The organism is Klebsiella sp. GG_Kp175, assembly GCF_040062325.1.
Lineage (GTDB): Bacteria > Pseudomonadota > Gammaproteobacteria > Enterobacterales > Enterobacteriaceae > Klebsiella > Klebsiella quasipneumoniae.
The window spans coordinates 92664-110598 of the sequence record NZ_JBEAFX010000033.1; the positions used below are offsets into that span (position 1 = coordinate 92664).

The window sequence follows — 17935 nt, forward strand, 5'->3', positions numbered from 1 at the left end:
GGGGCGTCAGCCATTACAGTTCACTCTTTTTATGGAAACCGTCTTTAATCACCGTGGCGTCGATATTCTCTTTATTCACTTCAATTGGCGTTAACAGGCGCGAAGGGACATCTTTTAAACCGTTATTCAGCGTAGTGTCAGACTTCGGCTGCTTATCGTTGCCCAGCTCAACGGCGATTTCGGCGGCGTTGGTGGCCAGGGTGGTAATCGGTTTATAGACGGTCATCGTCTGGGTACCGGAAATAATGCGCTTCACGCCCGCCAGGTCAGCATCCTGACCGGAGATCGCCACTTTGCCGGCCAGCCCCTGGGCGGTTAAGGCCTGGATGGCGCCGCCGGCGGTGGCGTCATTGGAGGCAACCACGGCGTCGATTTTGTTATTATTCGCCGTCAACGCGTTTTCCATTATTTTCAGCGCGTTTTCCGGCAGCCAGCCGTCAACCCACTGATCGCCGACAATCTTAATTTTGCCCTCATCGACATACGGCTTGAGGACCTTCATCTGCCCGGCGCGGAACAGTTTGGCATTATTATCCACCGGCGAACCGCCCATCAGGAAATAATTACCCTGCGGCACTTTGTCGACCAGGCTTTGCGCCTGCATTTCGCCGACTTTTTCATTGTCGAAAGAAATATAAAAATCAATATCAGCATTATTAATCATGCGATCATAGGCCAGGACTTTAATACCTTCCTGTTTGGCCTCTTTAATAACGTTGCTGAGCACCTGACCGTTATAAGGAATAATGACTAAGACATCGACGCCGCGGTTGATCATGTTTTCAATTTGCGACATTTGCGTTTCTTCATTGCCATTGGCGGACTGAACAAAAACTTTGGCGCCTAAGGATTCCGCTTTATTGACGAAAATATCGCGGTCTTTCTGCCAGCGCTCCAGACGCAGATCGTCGATGGCCATGCCAATCTTCACTTCTTTCGCCATCCCCGCCATGCTGGCGAGCAGGAGGGAGCTGGCGCAAAGCGTAAGGCAAAGGTTCTTTATCTTCATAATAACGATACCTTTTTTGTAAGGGTAGGTAAGACGAACGGAAAATAATGTTTGATACATGAGGTTGCGGATACGTTACAGATTCTTAACGCGGAAAGCAGGGCTGGCAATTACCGGTTTTTATTTTGCGGTTATGAAATTTCGTTTAATGCGTAAATTATGACGGCGATCGTATTTTATTCATGCACACTCTTATTATTGCACTGGACTTCTCTGACAGGACGGCAGAAGAACGAGCAGATATTATTTTTTGCGAGCTAGCGCACGTTTGTGGATTCTCTCAATGGCGGTGTGAAATAACGTAATTGAGGAAAATGAAAGCGAAATTCTATATTGGCTTAAACCCGTCATACTTCAAGTTGTAGGTGTGTTGGTGACATTCGTTGCTTCGCCCCCTGGTTATCGGGGACTCGCGCTCCTGCCGCCTTCCTGCAACTCGAATTATTTAGGGTACCTGATTGGTTATTCGCCGCATCTCTGAATATGGAGTTCTCTATGCAGACCTATTTCGATCAACTCGATCGCGTTCGTTACGAAGGCCCGAAATCCACTAACCCGCTGGCTTTCCGTCATTACAACCCGGATGAACTGGTGCTGGGCAAACGGATGGAAGATCATCTGCGTTTTGCGGCCTGTTACTGGCACACTTTCTGCTGGAATGGCGCCGATATGTTTGGCGTGGGCTCCTTCGATCGCCCATGGCAGCAGCCTGGCGACGCCCTGGAGATGGCCAAACGCAAAGCCGATGTGGCGTTCGAATTTTTCCATAAACTCAACGTGCCTTACTACTGCTTCCACGACGTTGACGTCTCGCCGGAAGGGAGTTCGCTCAAGGAGTACAGCAATAACTTCGCCCGGATGGTCGAGGTACTGGCGGAGAAGCAGCAGCAGAGCGGCGTCAAGCTTCTGTGGGGGACCGCAAACTGCTTCACCAACCCGCGCTACGGCGCTGGCGCGGCCACCAACCCGGACCCGGAAGTGTTCAGCTGGGCGGCCACCCAGGTGGTCACCGCCATGAATGCCACCCATCAGCTGGGCGGCGAAAACTATGTTCTGTGGGGCGGTCGCGAGGGCTATGAAACCCTGCTGAATACCGACCTGCGCCAGGAGCGTGAACAGATTGGCCGCTTTATGCAGCTGGTGGTGGAGCATAAGCACAAAATCGGCTTTAAAGGCACGCTGCTGATCGAGCCCAAACCGCAGGAGCCTACCAAGCATCAGTATGATTATGATGCCTCTACCGTTTACGGCTTCCTCAAGCAGTTTGGCCTGGAAAAAGAGATTAAACTGAACATTGAAGCCAACCATGCGACCCTCGCCGGCCACTCGTTCCATCATGAGATCGCGACGGCCATCGCGCTGGGGCTGTTCGGTTCCGTCGACGCCAACCGCGGCGATCCGCAGCTGGGCTGGGATACCGACCAGTTCCCGAACAGCGTCGAAGAGAACGCGCTGGTGATGTATGAAATTCTCAAAGCGGGCGGCTTCACCACCGGCGGCCTCAATTTTGATGCGAAAGTGCGCCGTCAGAGCACCGACAAATACGATCTGTTCTATGGCCATATCGGCGCGATGGATACCATGGCGCTGTCGCTGAAGGTCGCGGCGCGGATGATCGAGGACGGTGAACTGGATAAACGCGTGGCCAAACGCTACGCCGGCTGGAACGGCGAGCTGGGGCAGCAGATCCTGAACGGGCAGATGACCCTCAGCGACATTGCCCAGTATGCCGTTCAGCATCAGCTGGCGCCGCAGCATCGCAGCGGCCAGCAGGAACAACTGGAAAACCTGGTCAACCATTATCTGTTTGACAAGTAATCATGCGGCGGCGCCCGGCGTGACCGGGGTCGCCACCAGGATGCTCTGTTCGCGCCACGCTCAGCCGTGGCGCGCGTTTAAGGAGAGGGAGTATGTATATCGGCATCGATCTGGGGACATCGGGCGTCAAAGCCATTCTGCTCAATGAGCAGGGTGATGTGGTGGCATCGCATACCGAAAAGCTTACCGTCTCGCGTCCGCATCCGCTGTGGTCGGAACAAGATCCCGAGCAGTGGTGGCAGGCGACGGACACGGCGATGAAAGCCCTGGGCGCGCAGCATAGTCTGCGCGACGTGAAGGCGCTGGGGATCGCCGGGCAGATGCACGGCGCCACCCTGCTGGATAAATCGTTACAGGTGCTGCGTCCTGCCATTTTATGGAATGACGGCCGCTGCGGCGAAGAGTGCCAGCTGCTGGAGGAAAAAGTCAGCGCTTCCCGGCAGATCACCGGCAACCTGATGATGCCGGGCTTTACGGCGCCGAAGCTCTTGTGGGTGCAGCGCCACGAGGCGGCGGTGTTCAGCCAGGTCGATAAAGTGCTGCTGCCGAAGGATTATCTGCGTCTGCGGATGACCGGCGAGCTTGCCAGCGATATGTCTGACGCCGCCGGTACCCTGTGGATGGACGTCGCCCGACGCGACTGGAGCGATGAGATGCTCGCCGCCTGCGATCTCAGCCGGGACGCGATGCCGGCCCTGTTTGAAGGCAGCGACGTCACCGGGCAGCTGCGCCCGGAGGTGGCGCAGGCGTGGAATATGCCAAAGGCGCTGGTGGTGGGGGGCGGCGGCGACAACGCCGCCGGCGCAGTCGGGGTTGGCATGGCCGATGCCGGTCAGGCGATGCTGTCGCTGGGCACTTCAGGTGTGTATTTCGCGGTCAGCGAAGGATTCCTCAGCAAGCCTGAAAGCGCGGTGCATAGCTTTTGCCATGCGCTGCCGGGCCGCTGGCATTTGATGTCGGTGATGCTCAGCGCGGCCTCCTGTCTGGACTGGGCGGCGAAATTAACCGGTCTCGCCAGCGTGCCGGCGCTGATTGCGGCGGCGCAGTCAGCCGACGAGAGCGCCGGTCCGGTGTGGTTCCTGCCCTATCTGTCGGGCGAACGCACGCCGCACAACAACCCGCAGGCCAAGGGCGTCTTCTTCGGCCTGACGCATCAGCATGGGCCGGCAGAGCTGGCGCGGGCGGTGCTGGAGGGGGTGGGCTATGCGCTGGCGGACGGTATGGACGTGGTACACGCCTGCGGCATCAAGCCGCAGAGCATCACCCTTATCGGCGGCGGGGCGCGTAGCGCTTACTGGCGACAAATGCTGGCGGATATCAGCGGCCAGCAGCTCGATTACCGTACCGGGGGCGACGTCGGCCCGGCGCTGGGGGCGGCCAGGCTGGCGCAGCTGGCGGTGCACGGCGAAACCGACCGCGCCGGGCTGTTGACGCCGCTGCCGCTTGAGCAAGCGCATCGCCCGGACGATCGCCGAGTGGCCCACTATGCGCCGCAGCGGGAAACCTTCCGCCAGATTTATCAGCAGCTGAAACCGCTGATGTCATAGCCTCAGTCCGTCCGGCAGCGCCGGGCGGATTACTCCCCTGAATGTCTAGGCTGCATTCATCCAAAACACGTATTTATTAATTCCGAAATGTCAGCTTTGCTGCACCTGGCCTGCGCCATCGCCGGGCGGTTCGGTCATAATCAGCGCGTGTCGACAGGGAGGAGCGATGAATATAAAACGCAGTATTGCCAGAGGGATGATGGCAGCAGGGTCGCTGGTTTATCTGCTGGGTATCTGGCGGACCTGCCCGCTGTTTAGCGGTAAAGGTTATTTTCTTGGCGTACTGGTGATGGGGATGTTCGCCGTCCTCGCCCATCAGCGCGCCAGACGGTGGCAGGGGCAGGACGACGGATTTATCGCGTTATGCCGGCTGGTGTTGCTGCTGTCGGCGGGCCTGCTGCTGGTGGGCGCCTGGCATGTGCCGACAGACTGGTATGAAAAAGCCGTCTATATCGCGGCGTGGTTTGTCTGCTTATACGGCGCATCTGCGACCCCCGAACGGGCCCGCGTCGCCCGCGCGGTGCAAAAAACGGAATAAGCGCCCGGTTGTCCGGTGCGCCGGGCCGTTAGCTGACCAGCCGGCGGCGATCAATCCGCTGCACCAGGCCGGACAGCAGCAGACTGCCGAGCAGGGCGGCGCTGAAAATCCACACAATATCCAGCAGCGGCCAGCGGCTCAGTTCCAGATGGCTGGCGCGCAGCGCATGCACAATCAGGGCATGGAAGCCGTAAATCCCCAGAGAATGACGCGCAATACATTCGATACCGGGCAGGGGACGCGCGTTAAGCCAGTTTTTGGCGAGCGTCAGCAGGGTGACCGCGCAAACGAACACCGCCGGTCCGCAGTAGAGATACCAGGTGTCGCCGAAGTCCCCGCGCCAGCGCAGCTCATGCAGCGTGCCGCGGGAGATGACCCACACGGCGGCGAGGAACAGCGCGGCGCAGAGCGGGGTCAGCCATTTTTTATCCGTGTTCAGGGTGCCAATGGCCCTGCCCAGCACGCCGTAGAGCACGTAATAAAAGGTGTCGCCATTGATATAGAGGTTGACCGGCAACCACTCAATCCCGGCGGCTTTGACGCCGACCATATTGGGGTTGGCCAGAATGCCGAGGATCGCCATCAGCGTCAGCAGCATTTTGCCGCTGACGGACTTAACCTGAATAAGCGGCGAGAGCAGATAGATAACGGTGATAGCAAAGAAAAACCACAGGTGGTAGAAGACAGGCTTCTGCAGCACATTCTTTAACGACAGCTCGACGTTGATATGGGTAAACAGCGCGATATACAGCAGAGAAAGCGCGCTATAGAACGCAATGCACAGGCCAATCCGCCAGAAGTGGCGCGGCTGGGCGCTGCGTTCCCCAAAAAAGAGGTAGCCCGAGATCATAAAAAACAGCGGCACGCTGACGCGGGAGGCGGAATTGAGCAGATTGGCGATATCCCATTGCAGCAGTGTAATCGCATGCGGATGAGTGATATACCAGCTGGTACTGTGGATCATCACCACCATCATGCAGGCAATGCCGCGCAGGTTGGTGATCCAGTGAATCTTTTCTTGCATCCGTCCCTCAAAGTCTACTGGCGAAATAAGGTCTGACCCGCCTTATGCCCCGGTGTCGCACGAGATTAGTCTGAGTTTTTGGTCACAGGCTTGTCGATGTTTCATGATATTCGCAAAATACCTGTAATACTGAATATTTACGATAACAACTTGCTAACAAGGCGGTGGAGGAGAACGTGGTGAAAGGTGTCGTTTCCATAATGCTGGTGCTGCTCCTTGCGGGCTGCAGCGAGACCGTTTCCCCGCCGGCGCAAAAAGCGCAGCGCGCGCGTATTACCCCGCAAACCACGCTCAATATGGCGCAGCTTTGCAAGGACCAGGCCGCTATCCGCTATAACACGCAAACGCAGCTCGTTGACGTGAACCATTTTGAACAATTCCAGGCAAGCTATGAGCTTTCGGGCCGTACCGGCAAGAATGAACGTTTCATCTGTTCCTTTGACCCGGACGGCCAGTTTATGCATCTTTCGATGCGCTGAATCGACCCCGCCTGGCGTAAATTTCGTCCGTTTTCCTGAAACTACGCCGTTTCGTACTGTATATCTCGCAGCCAGCGGGTATACTGACTCCTTCCTTTAAATCCACACGTATCCAGCACGAAATCATATGCAAAAGTTTGATACCAGGACCTTCCAGGGCCTGATCCTGACCTTACAGGATTACTGGGCTCGTCAGGGCTGCACCATTGTTCAACCACTGGACATGGAAGTCGGCGCCGGCACCTCTCACCCGATGACCTGCCTGCGCGCGTTAGGGCCGGAGCCGATGGCGACCGCCTACGTACAGCCTTCCCGTCGTCCAACCGATGGCCGCTATGGCGAAAACCCGAACCGTTTACAGCATTACTATCAGTTCCAGGTGGTGATTAAGCCTTCTCCGGACAACATCCAGGAGCTGTACCTCGGGTCGCTGAAAGAGCTGGGTATGGACCCGACCATTCACGACATTCGCTTCGTCGAAGACAACTGGGAAAACCCGACGCTGGGAGCCTGGGGTCTGGGTTGGGAAGTGTGGCTCAACGGCATGGAAGTGACGCAGTTCACCTACTTCCAGCAGGTGGGCGGCCTGGAGTGTAAGCCGGTTACCGGCGAGATCACCTACGGTCTGGAGCGTCTGGCGATGTACATCCAGGGCGTCGACAGCGTCTACGACCTGGTCTGGAGCGACGGCCCGCTGGGGAAAACCACCTACGGCGACGTGTTCCACCAGAACGAAGTGGAGCAGTCCACCTATAACTTCGAATACGCCGACGTCGATTTCCTCTTCTCCTGCTTCGAGCAGTATGAGAAAGAGGCCCAGCAGCTGCTGGTGCTGGAGACCCCGCTGCCGCTGCCGGCCTACGAGCGTATTCTGAAAGCGGCTCACAGCTTCAACCTGCTGGATGCGCGTAAAGCCATCTCCGTCACCGAGCGTCAGCGCTATATTCTGCGCATTCGCACCCTGACGAAAGCAGTGGCGGAAGCGTACTACGCTTCCCGTGAAGCGCTCGGCTTCCCGATGTGCAACAAGAATAAATAAGAGGCGGCCATGTCTGAGAATACTTTTCTGGTGGAAATCGGCACTGAAGAGCTGCCACCAAAAGCGCTGCGCAGCCTGGCGGAATCTTTTGCTGCGAACGTGACCGCAGAGCTGGATAACGCCGGCCTCGCGCACGGTAAAGTGGAATGGTTTGCCGCTCCGCGACGTCTGGCGCTGAAGGTAGCCAACCTGGCGGCGGCGCAGGCCGATCGCGAAGTGGAAAAACGCGGCCCGGCCGTTGCCCAGGCGTTCGATGCCGAAGGCAAGCCAAGCAAAGCGGCCGAAGGCTGGGCGCGCGGCTGCGGTATCACCGTCGATCAGGCCGAACGTCTGACCACGGACAAAGGCGAGTGGCTGCTGTATCGCGCCCATGTGAAGGGCGAAAGCACTGAAGCCCTGCTGCCGAACATGATTGCCAGCTCGCTGGCGAAGCTGCCGATCCCGAAACTGATGCGCTGGGGCGCGTCTGACGTCCACTTCGTGCGCCCGGTTCACACCGTCACGCTGCTGCTGGGTGACAAAGTGATCCCGGCTACTATCCTCGGTATTCCGTCCGATCGCGTGATCCGCGGCCATCGCTTTATGGGCGAGCCGGAATTCACCATCGACCATGCCGACCAGTATCCGCAGATCCTGCTGGAGCGCGGTAAAGTCATCGCCGATTACGAACAGCGTAAAGCCAAAATCAAAGCCGATGCGGAAGAGGCGGCGCGTAAGATTGGCGGTAAAGCCGATCTGAGCGAAAGCCTGTTGGAAGAAGTCACCTCGCTGGTGGAATGGCCGGTGGTACTGACGGCGAAGTTCGAAGAAAAATTCCTCGCGGTGCCGTCTGAAGCGCTGGTTTACACCATGAAGGGCGACCAGAAGTACTTCCCTGTCTACGACAACGCCGGTAAGCTGCTGCCGAACTTTATCTTCGTCGCTAACATCGAGTCGAAAGATCCGCAGCAGATCATCTCCGGTAACGAGAAGGTAGTCCGTCCGCGTCTGGCCGATGCCGAGTTCTTCTTCAACACCGACCGTAAAAAACGTCTGGAAGACAACCTGCCGCGTCTGGAAACCGTGCTGTTCCAGCAGCAGCTGGGGACGTTGCGCGACAAGACCGATCGCATTCAGGCGCTGGCGGGCTGGATTGCCGAGCAGATTGGCGCTGACGTGAACCACGCGACCCGCGCGGGCCTGCTGTCCAAGTGCGACCTGATGACCAACATGGTCTTCGAGTTCACCGACACCCAGGGCGTGATGGGGATGCACTACGCGCGCCATGATGGCGAAGCGGAAGATGTGGCCGTGGCGCTGAACGAACAGTATCAGCCGCGCTTTGCCGGCGACGCGCTGCCGTCTAACCCGGTGGCCTGCGCGGTGGCGATTGCCGATAAGATGGATACCCTGGCGGGTATCTTCGGTATCGGCCAGCACCCGAAAGGCGATAAAGACCCGTTTGCGCTGCGCCGCGCCGCGCTGGGCGTCCTGCGTATTATCGTCGAGAAGAACCTGAATCTCGATCTGCAAACGCTGACTGAAGAGGCGGTGCGTCTGTACGGTGAGAAGCTGACCAACGCCAACGTGGTCGATGACGTGATCGACTTTATGCTGGGCCGTTTCCGCGCCTGGTATCAGGACGAAGGCTACGGTGTCGACACTATCCAGGCGGTACTGGCGCGTCGTCCAACCCGCCCGGCGGATTTCGATGCGCGTATGAAGGCGGTATCGCACTTCCGTACTCTGGAAGAGTCCTCCGCGCTGGCGGCGGCGAACAAGCGTGTCTCCAACATCCTGGCGAAATCCGACGAAACGCTGAACGACATCGTTCACGCTTCGGTGCTGAAAGAAGCGGCGGAAATTAAGCTGGCGGGCAATCTGGTGGTGCTGCGCGACAAGCTGCAGCCGTACTTCGCCGCAGGCCGCTATCAGGATGCGCTGATTGAGCTGGCCGCCCTGCGCGAGCCGGTGGATGAGTTCTTCGAGAACGTGATGGTTAACGCTGAAGACAAAGATGTTCGCATCAACCGTCTGACGCTGCTGTCCAAACTGCGCGAGCTGTTCCTGCAGGTAGCGGATATTTCTCTGCTGCAGTAAGCGTATCGGAAATAATAAAAGACCTGCCTCAGGGCAGGTTTTTTTATACGTGAAATATAAATAGGTGAACCGCTAATAATTCTGTCATTGATATCTTCATTATTTTCATTCATCGATAAGAAATGTTTAGGAATATATAAACATAATTCCGCGAGGTATTTACGCTAGAATGGCGGCGGGTGCTTGAGACTGTGTGTCTCAGGTATTCAGCGGGAGGCAGACAGAGAAAAGCCCCACCTGATAGTAATCAAAGTGAGGCTCCCCTATGCATGAACACCATAAGAGTAGCCTCTTACTTGTTGAAAATCAACACGGGAGGCGAGGAATGCCGCAAAAGTATCTGTTGTTTGGCTTAGTAGTGATTTGCTTCACTATTTTATTATTGACCTGGATGGTTCGTGATTCGCTATGTGAATTACAGATCAGGCAGGGAAATATTGAGCTGGTGGCATTCTTAGCCTGTGATATTAAACAGTAAGAGCATCTGGTGGGGATCTATCCCCACCATGCTTGCGGTGTCAGGTATTCTCAATGCACCCTTTCATTGTTCACCAAATAAATCCTTTGCCTCCTGATATCAGGAGGCCTTTTTATTTTTACACGGCCGTTGAATTAAACGGGCTTGAAATTCATAGCGGAGTGTGGCTATCCTATGCCCCGACGAATCCCTCGTCTCACTGGAGCGCGCCCCACAAATGAACAAACACGACTGATGAATTTCACGCCTTACCTCGCAGATGTTGCGGGTAGGGGAGTATTGATTTCATTCAGGAGTGCTTATGGCTCATTGCGCCCACATCCCCGCTTTTGTTTTACATCAGGTCACCTGTCAGTTTGCGACGGGACAGACCCTGTTTGGTCCGCTAAATTTATCGCTGGAACCGACCCTTTGCGGTCTGGTCGGCCGGAACGGCGTCGGTAAGACGCGCCTGCTGCGCCTGCTGGCGGGCCTTGATTCTCCTGCCGGCGGCCATATCGAGCGCGCCGCCGCCGTGGCCTGGGTGGCGCAGCAGCCGACGCTCACGCCGGAGACCACCCTCGCCGCGCTTCTCGGCTATGTGCCAGTATTTGACGCCTTGTTCCGCCTGGAACAGGGTAATGGACTGGCCGACGATTTCGAGCTATTGGATGGCCACTGGGATCTCACCGATCGCCTGAGTTTAGCTTTCCGTGAAGCCGATCTCCCGCCGTTCTCTGCCGATCGCCCCGCTTTTTCACTCAGCGGCGGCGAGCGGATGAAGGCTCTGCTGTGCGGCGCCTTTGTCTCCGGCGCCGATTATCTGCTGCTGGATGAGCCTACCAACCATCTGGACCGCCAGGGGCGGGAGTGGCTCTATCACCAGCTGGAAAGCTGGCAGGGCGGGGCTCTGATCGCCAGCCACGACCGCGAGCTGCTGACGCGGATGCCGAGGATTATTGAGCTGACGCCGACGGCGCTGCGCAGCTACGGCGGCAACTATGCTGAATATCAGCGGCAGCGTGAGGCGGAGCAGCAGGCCGCACGCGCGGCGCTGGACCATGCGACGACCGAGCGGCGACGCACCCGCGCGCGAATGCAAAAGGAGCATGACGCCGCCCAGCGGCGCTCGGCGCAGACATTGCGTACTATTGATACCCTGAATATCGCCTCTTTTGAACGTGTGAAGTACAAAGGCGCGGCAAAAGAGCGTCCGGGAACGCTGCGCCGTCAGCATCGTGAACAGAACAGCAGTCTGAATGGCGCCGTGCAGCAGGCGCGAGAGCGGGTGGAAGAGGATACGCCGGTGATGTTCACCCTGCCAGGCAGCGAAGTGGCCGCCGGCAAGCAGGTGCTGGTGGTGGAAGCATTGCAGCTCGACCATGCACCGGCTGCGCCGCTGGACTGGCGCGTGGATGGTCCGATGCGCATCGCGCTAAAGGGGCCGAACGGCTGTGGCAAAACCACTTTGCTGAAAACGCTGCTGGGGCTGGAGCAGGCCGCCTCAGGCGATGTCCGGCTGTCGGTGAGCGCCGCTTACCTCGATCAACATCTGACGCAGCTGGATCTGTCGTTATCGGTCATGGCGCACCTGAGCCTGGACGATACCCCGCTGGATGAGGGCCTCCTGCGCACCCGCCTGGCGCAGCTGCAGCTGGGCGCGGATAAGGTCACTCTGCCGCTGTCGGCGCTCAGCGGCGGCGAACGCCTGAAAGCGGCCCTGGCGTGCGTGCTCTGGCGACGCGATCCGGCCCAGCTGCTGTTGTTGGATGAGCCGACCAACCATCTCGATTTAGCATCGACGCAGGCTATTGAAAGCGCGCTGGCGGCGTTTCCCGGCGCGATGCTGGTGGTGTCGCATGATGAGGCGTTTTTACAAGGTCTGAGGCTGACCCATAGTCTGGCATGGGAGGAAACGGGCTGGCGCTATACCCGGCTCTGAATGCCCAACAGCCGCCATCGTAAGCTGGCGGCTGTTGGCGACAGATAAAAAAAATCCCCGCCATCAGGCAGGGATTCTTGATTCTTAGCGGCTTGAACTTACAGAGAAGTTACGTTGCCAGCTGCCGGGCCTTTAGCGCCGCTTTCGATGGTGAAGGAGACTTTCTGACCTTCATCCAGGGATTTGTAGCCATCGTTCTGGATAGCAGAGAAGTGTACGAACACGTCTTTAGAGCCATCGTCAGGAGTGATGAAGCCGAAGCCTTTGTCAGCGTTGAACCATTTTACGATACCAGTCATTTTACCGGACATAGTGAATTACCTTTAAAAAAATAAGTGAGCCTTGCGGCGTAGCGGTCTGGACTACAGATTTAAAGCGATAAAGGGAAAGTTCACTACGGGGGTATCTTTGGATAACCTTAGAAGGACTGCTCTATTCGACTGCTCTGTGGTCTGTACATCAAACCTGCGAGCATTAACGCACGTTCAGCACCTGATAGCAAACTTTTTTTACGGTGCAGCGGTAAAAGCTCCCTTGCTGGCCCTTACCGCTGCGCTCGGGATTAATCGAGTAACTGCCTTGAAAGCTGCGGGTTGGCCTGAATCAGGCGCATTAATTTTAGCTCAGTGGGGGACGGTCTTACCCGTCTCGATTCCCACTCTCTTACCATAGCGACGCTCACGCCCATGGCGTTGGCGAAGTCGTCAATCTTAAGTCCAGTGCCTTTACGCAGCTGTTCAAATTCACTAAACACAGTGGACTTACGGTTTGAGGTAAGTGTCTGATTATCGTCCTTAAAAACGATGTGTTCCAGGCTGCTCAGCAGTTCAAACACGGGATCTTTATATTCCATTGAGAACTCCTTTTATCACACAGCGGAAGAGATTTTTCTAAAGCTCTTTAAGAATAGTCAGAAAAAAGCATCAAGGATGGTAACGCCCGTGATTATTTGCCAGCAGGTTATCGAATCAGCCCCAATAGCCGAACGGCAGCGGTGCCTAAGAGCATGATTACTAATACGATGGAGTGGCTTCGAAAATTTTTGTAAACGGATAAGAAAAAAGCGGCAAAGCCGGCGCGGGACGCCGGCTTGTCGATCAGGCTTTCTGCAGACCTCTCGCGTCCTCTGTCGCCGCCGGCGCTGATTTACTGACCCGATATTTAATCAGCAGCGCGATGGCTGACAGGAATGCCGGGATAGCCAGCAGGGTGAAAATGGTCTCAAACGAGAGCTGGGCTTGCATCAGGAAGGCGCCGCTGAACGCGCCAAGGATCCCGCCGAAGCGGCCAATGCCCAGCATCCAGGCCACGCCGGTGGCGCGCCCTTGTGTCGGGTAGAAGCCTGCCGCCAGCGCCGGCATCGACGACTGCGCGCCGTTCATAATACTGCCGGCGATAAACACCATCACCCCCATCAGCGCCAGGCTGCTGGTAGAGAAGCCCACCAGACAGACGAAAACGCCGGTCAGCAGCCAGCCGACGGCCACCACCTTATTGGGATTGATCTTGTCCATCAGAGCGCCGAGGATCAGCACGCCAATTCCACCGCCGAGTGGGAACAAGGCGGTGATAATAGAGGCCTGACTCATCGATGCGCCGGTCTCGCGGATTAGCAGCGGCAGCCAGCTGGTCAGGAGATAGAAAATCAGCAGGCCCATAAAGTAGGTCAGGCACAGCATCACGGTGCCCACCGCGTAGCGTGGGGAGAAAATGACGCCTATGGCCGACTTCTCTTTCACCTGGCCTGCTTCGTGCAGCTCAAACTCCACCGTCTCCGGCAGCGGCGCGATACGCCGCAGGATGGCGGCAATGCGCTGCGCCGGCTGACGCTTCACCACCAGATAGCGGGCGGACTCCGGCAGCAGGAAAATTAATGCTACCGCCAGCAGGAGAGGCATCACGCCGCCCAATACCAGCACGCTCTGCCAGCCATAGTGCGGGATCATCCAGGCGGATAAAAAGCCGCCCAGCGACGAGCCCATCGGAAAGCCGACAAACATCAGGTTCACCAGCAGTGCCCGACGGCGCTCCGGCGCATATTCGCTCATTAGCGTCGCGGCATTGGGCATCGCCGCGCCGAGGCCCAGGCCGGTCAGGAAGCGCAGCAGCGTCAGCTGGTTAAGGCTGGTGGCAAAGGCGGTGAGCAGGCTGAATCCTCCGAACACCACGATCGACATAATCAGCACTTTCTTGCGGCCGATACGGTCAGCCAGTGGTCCCGCGGTTAACGCGCCGACCGCCAGGCCAACCAGCGCGGCGCTCATCACCGGGCCGAGGGCTGATTTTTCCACGCCCCATTCCTGGACCAGGTCGGAGGCGATGAATCCGATGATCGCGGTGTCGAACCCGTCCATCGCGACGGTGATGAAGCAGAGCGCGAGGATCATCCACTGGTAGCGGGTGAAGGGGTGCTCGTTGATAAAGGCCTGAATGTCGATGGTTGTCTTAGTCATACGGCTTTCCTGGCAGACTGAGCGAGGGACAGAGGTTTGTTATTATCGTCGCCTTCGCGTCGTTGAGATTGATTTGTGCGATAATCGAACGCATCGCCGTTAATCGCTCATTCATCAAATCATTGAAGCGCTGACCAGGCAATCCGGGTGGGCGCCAAAGCGTGCGATTATCGTCCGCTTCAGGGCGCGGCGTTGGGCAGTGGATTATAAATTTCAAAAATATCAATCAGTTAATTGATATTCATCGGTCTAATTTGAAGCGCATATTTGTGATGCGCATAACAGACGCGCCGGGCGACGGCAGCGGCGTGCGAAATGGCGTTTTTCCTGCGTAAGATTAGCAGTAAAGGGTATCCTGCGAGGCCGAGCTGGACTATCCTTGTCAGCGTCTGGCACGTGTGTGTCTTTGTGCGCTTTTTTTGGCTGAAAGGAGTAAAAAAATGGCGACAGGAAAGTCCTGCTCTCGCTGGTTTGCGGCTATGGCGGCCTTATTAATGGTGGTTAGCCTGAGTGGGTGTTTTGATAAAGAAGGCGATCAGCGCAAAGCGTTTATCGACTTCCTGCAGAATACGGCGATGCGTAGCGGTGAACGACTGCCGACGCTGACCGCCGATCAGAAAAAACAGTTTGGGCCGTTTGTCTCTGACTACGCGGTGATCTACGGCTACTCGCAGCAGGTGAGCCAGGCGATGGACGCTGGTCTGCGCCCGGTAGTGGACAGCGTCAATGCGATCCGCGTTCCGCAGGATTATATGACCCAGCGCGAGCCGCTGCGTCAGGCGAACGGCGCGCTGGGCGTGCTCAGCCAGCAGCTGCAGAATGCCAAAATGCAGGCCGATGCCGCGCATGGCGCGCTGAAGCAGGCGGACGATCTCAAGCCGGTCTTCGATCAGGTTTACGCCAAGGTGGTGACGGCGCCAGCCGACGCGCTGCAGCCGCTGATCCCGGCCGCGCAGATCTTTACCCAGCAGCTGGTTCAGGTGGGGGATTTTGTCGCCCAGCAGGGAACCCAGGTGAGCTTTGTGGCCAACGGCATTCAATTCCCGACTTCCCAGCAGGCTAGTCAGTACAATGCGCTGATTGGGCCGCTGGCGGCGCAGCATCAGGCGTTTAATCAGGCATGGACGGCGGCGGTGAACGCGACCCGCTAATGCCCTGTCTGGCTGACGTGAGCTGCGGCGAACGGGCTGGATAACGGACAGAATGCAAAAAAGAACCCGGGGAGGGCGATTGCCGCCGCTACCCGGGTTTTTTTATGGCTTATTTTACCTGCGGATTGACGCAGTTTTTTTCGACCTTGCCGTTCAGGGCGTCGATCAGGTTATCCACCGCGCAGGCCGCCATGTTGTAGCGCGTCTCATGGGTGGCGGAGCCGATATGCGGCAGCGCGACGACGTTCGGCAGGCTCAGCAGCGGCGAATCTTTAGCCAGCGGCTCGTGCTCGAAGACATCAAGGCCGGCAGCGTGAATGTCACCCGCCTGCAGGGCGGCGATCAGCGCCTGCTCGTCGACCACCGGGCCGCGCCCGGCGTTAATAAAGATGGCGGAAGATTTCATTTTGGCGAACTGCGCCTGGCCGAACAGATGATGGGTCTCTTCGCTCAGGGGCAGGATCAGGCAGACAAAATCGGCTTCCTGCAGCAGGGTATCAAGATCGCAATAGCGTGCGTTGAAACGTTCCTCCGCCTGCGGATGCTGGCGGCGCGCGTTATACAGGATCGGCATGCCGAACCCGAAGTGGGCGCGCTGCGCCAGCGCCATGCCGATGCGGCCCATGCCGACGATACCTAAGGTTTTATGGTGTACGTCGGTACCGAACCAGTCTGGCCCAATGCTCTTCGTCCATTCGCCCGCTTTAACGCGCTCCGCCACTTCCACCACCCGGCGGGCGGTGCTCAGCACCAGCGCCATGATCGTGTCGGCGACGGTTTCGGTCAGCACGGTCGGGGTATGCATCAGCAGCACCCGGCGGGCGTTCAGCGCCTCGACGTCGAAGTTGTCATAACCAACGGACACGGTGGAGGTCGCACGCAGCTTCGGCATCTTCTCCAGCAGCGCGGCGTCAACCTTTTCGCTGGAGCCCAGCAGGCCTTCAGCCTGGGCAAAGGCCTCAGCGTGCTGCGAAACGGTCTCCGGCCGCAGGTTTTTCACCTGAGTGACGGAAAAGTGCTCCTCCAGACGCTTTAGCAGGTCGTCGGGAAGCGTTTTATAGAGAATGACAGACGGCTTCATGCGAATCTCCGTAGTGTGAGTCGTTCAGGCGTGATGAGCGCCAAGTGGAAGGTTTTGGTTATTAGCAGGCTTAACAATCAAAGTCAGCCATACTGAGGCGAAAAGCGCCACCCCCATAAAAATATAGGAAGCTGCTGGGCTGCCGGTGGCACCGTTCAGGTAGCCGACAAACCACGAGCCGCAGAAGGAGCCCAGGGCGCCCATGCTGTTGATCAGCGCCATGGCGCCACCGGCGACGTTGCGTGGCAGCATTTCCGGAATAATGGCGAAGAAGGGGCCGTAAGGCGCATACATTGCCGCACCAGCCACCACCAGCAAGGTGTAAGAGACCCAGAAGTGGTTGGCGCCGACCGCCCAGGAGCCGATGAAGGCCAGTCCGCCAATCAGCAGCAGCGGCCAGACGAACAGCTTACGGTTCTGCATTTTATCGGAGGCCCAGGAGACCACGATCATGGCGATAGTCGCCGCCAGGTATGGGACCGAGGAGAGCCAGCCCACTTCCACCATCCCCATATTTTCGCCGCCGCTGCGGATAATCGACGGCAGCCACAGTACAAAGCCGTACACGCCGATGCTCCAGGCAAAGTACTGGGCGCAGAGCAGGATCACGTTGCGGGAGCGGAAGGCCTCGCCATAGTTACGCACCGCTTTGATGCCCTGCTGCTCACGATCCAATTGTTCCTGCAGCGCGGCTTTTTCACTCTCCGCCAGCCAGGATACCTGCGATGGTTTATCTTTCACCAGCACCCACCAACAGAAGGCCCAGATCACCGCCGGCACCCCTTCGATGATAAACATTTCCCGCCAGCCGAAGGCCTGAATCAGGTAGCCGGAGACCACCGACATCCACAGGACCGTCACCGGGTTGCCGAGGATCAGGAAGGTATTGGCCCGCGAGCGCTCGGATTTGGTGAACCAGTTGCTGATATAGATCAGCATCGCCGGCATCACCGCCGCTTCGACGACGCCGAGAATAAAGCGAATGGCCGCCAGCGCCGGGATATTATGCACAATCCCGGTCAGGGAGGCGCAGCCGCCCCACAGGATCAGGCAGATAAAGATCAGTTTGCGAACGCTGCGGCGCTCTGCATAAATAGCGCCGGGGATCTGAAAGAAGAAGTAGCCAAGGAAGAACAGCGCCCCCAGCAGGGAAGAGATCCCTTTGGTGATGCCCAGGTCTTCGGTAATGCCTGCCGCGGAGGCGAAGCTGAAGTTGGCGCGGTCGAGGTACGCCAGGCTATACGTGATAAACACGATAGGCATGATGTACCACCAGCGTTTCGTTGCATTTGTTGAGCTATTCATAGGCTTGCCTCTG

The 17935-nt window shown here is 57.6% G+C and carries 16 protein-coding genes; 9 read left to right on the plus strand and 7 right to left on the minus strand.

The features are described from left to right. Positions 1-13: 13 nt before the first annotated feature. A complete protein-coding gene (gene xylF, locus ABLU73_RS23285) occupies positions 14-1009 on the minus strand; it encodes a D-xylose ABC transporter substrate-binding protein (protein WP_017900027.1) in 996 nt (331 codons plus the stop codon). 495 nt (positions 1010-1504) lie between these two features. On the opposite strand from xylF, the gene xylA reads away from it, so the two are divergent. The 3 genes from xylA (at position 1505) to yiaB (ending at position 4912) form a co-directional block, all read left to right on the plus strand. Then, the gene (xylA, locus tag ABLU73_RS23290; RefSeq protein ID WP_004205019.1) at positions 1505-2827 is read left to right on the plus strand and encodes a xylose isomerase; all 1323 of its coding nucleotides are present in this window, start codon (positions 1505-1507) and stop codon (positions 2825-2827) included. Positions 2828-2919: 92 nt separating this feature from the next. Then, positions 2920-4374, plus strand: a complete 1455-nt coding sequence (xylB, locus tag ABLU73_RS23295; RefSeq protein WP_122542178.1) for a xylulokinase — start codon at positions 2920-2922, stop codon at positions 4372-4374. Positions 4375-4540: 166 nt separating this feature from the next. Beyond that, positions 4541-4912 (plus strand): inner membrane protein YiaB, encoded by a 372-nt coding sequence (gene yiaB, locus ABLU73_RS23300; RefSeq protein ID WP_049115149.1) that lies wholly within the window; start codon positions 4541-4543, stop codon positions 4910-4912. Positions 4913-4940: 28 nt separating this feature from the next. Here yiaB and ABLU73_RS23305 read toward each other — a convergent pair whose 3' ends face one another. Next, positions 4941-5936 carry an acyltransferase gene (locus tag ABLU73_RS23305; protein WP_106938595.1) on the minus strand — a complete coding sequence of 332 codons (996 nt, stop codon included), beginning with the start codon at positions 5934-5936 and terminating at the stop codon, positions 4941-4943. A 179-nt stretch (positions 5937-6115) separates the two neighbouring features. Here ABLU73_RS23305 and ABLU73_RS23310 point away from each other — a divergent pair, with 179 nt between their 5' ends. From ABLU73_RS23310 to ABLU73_RS23330, 5 genes are all read left to right on the plus strand, one after another. Further along, positions 6116-6415, plus strand: a complete 300-nt coding sequence (locus ABLU73_RS23310) for a YsaB family lipoprotein (RefSeq protein ID WP_025999219.1) — start codon at positions 6116-6118, stop codon at positions 6413-6415. 127 nt (positions 6416-6542) lie between these two features. Continuing rightward, on the plus strand, positions 6543-7454 hold the full coding sequence (gene glyQ, locus ABLU73_RS23315) for a glycine--tRNA ligase subunit alpha (RefSeq protein ID WP_180405303.1): 912 nt from the start codon (positions 6543-6545) through the stop codon (positions 7452-7454). A gap of 9 nt (positions 7455-7463) precedes the next feature. Beyond that, complete coding sequence (glyS, locus tag ABLU73_RS23320; RefSeq protein ID WP_004205013.1) at positions 7464-9533, plus strand: glycine--tRNA ligase subunit beta; 2070 nt, start codon at positions 7464-7466, stop codon at positions 9531-9533. A gap of 325 nt (positions 9534-9858) precedes the next feature. Continuing rightward, positions 9859-10011, plus strand: coding sequence for a type I toxin-antitoxin system toxin HokA (hokA, locus tag ABLU73_RS23325; RefSeq protein WP_004205012.1), 153 nt, complete (start codon positions 9859-9861; stop codon positions 10009-10011). A gap of 301 nt (positions 10012-10312) precedes the next feature. Then, positions 10313-11932 (plus strand): ATP-binding cassette domain-containing protein, encoded by a 1620-nt coding sequence (locus ABLU73_RS23330; RefSeq protein ID WP_264923673.1) that lies wholly within the window; start codon positions 10313-10315, stop codon positions 11930-11932. A 98-nt stretch (positions 11933-12030) separates the two neighbouring features. Here ABLU73_RS23330 and cspA read toward each other — a convergent pair whose 3' ends face one another. From cspA to ABLU73_RS23345, 3 genes are all read right to left on the minus strand, one after another. Further along, entirely contained in the window at positions 12031-12243 is a 213-nt protein-coding gene (cspA, locus tag ABLU73_RS23335) for an RNA chaperone/antiterminator CspA (protein ID WP_000014594.1), read from the minus strand. Positions 12244-12494: 251 nt separating this feature from the next. Next, entirely contained in the window at positions 12495-12785 is a 291-nt protein-coding gene (locus ABLU73_RS23340) for an HTH-type transcriptional regulator (protein WP_004205010.1), read from the minus strand. A gap of 244 nt (positions 12786-13029) precedes the next feature. Then, on the minus strand, positions 13030-14385 hold the full coding sequence (locus tag ABLU73_RS23345; protein WP_017900021.1) for an MFS transporter: 1356 nt from the start codon (positions 14383-14385) through the stop codon (positions 13030-13032). A gap of 440 nt (positions 14386-14825) precedes the next feature. On the opposite strand from ABLU73_RS23345, the gene ABLU73_RS23350 reads away from it, so the two are divergent. After that, a complete protein-coding gene (locus tag ABLU73_RS23350) occupies positions 14826-15536 on the plus strand; it encodes a DUF3053 domain-containing protein (RefSeq protein WP_002921929.1) in 711 nt (236 codons plus the stop codon). Positions 15537-15645: 109 nt separating this feature from the next. On the opposite strand, the gene ghrB is transcribed toward ABLU73_RS23350, so the two are convergent. Together ghrB and ABLU73_RS23360 are read right to left on the minus strand one after the other, a co-directional pair. Next, positions 15646-16617 carry a glyoxylate/hydroxypyruvate reductase GhrB gene (gene ghrB / locus ABLU73_RS23355; RefSeq protein ID WP_117130408.1) on the minus strand — a complete coding sequence of 324 codons (972 nt, stop codon included), beginning with the start codon at positions 16615-16617 and terminating at the stop codon, positions 15646-15648. 24 nt (positions 16618-16641) lie between these two features. Further along, complete coding sequence (locus tag ABLU73_RS23360; protein ID WP_004205006.1) at positions 16642-17922, minus strand: MFS transporter; 1281 nt, start codon at positions 17920-17922, stop codon at positions 16642-16644. Positions 17923-17935: the final 13 nt, after the last annotated feature.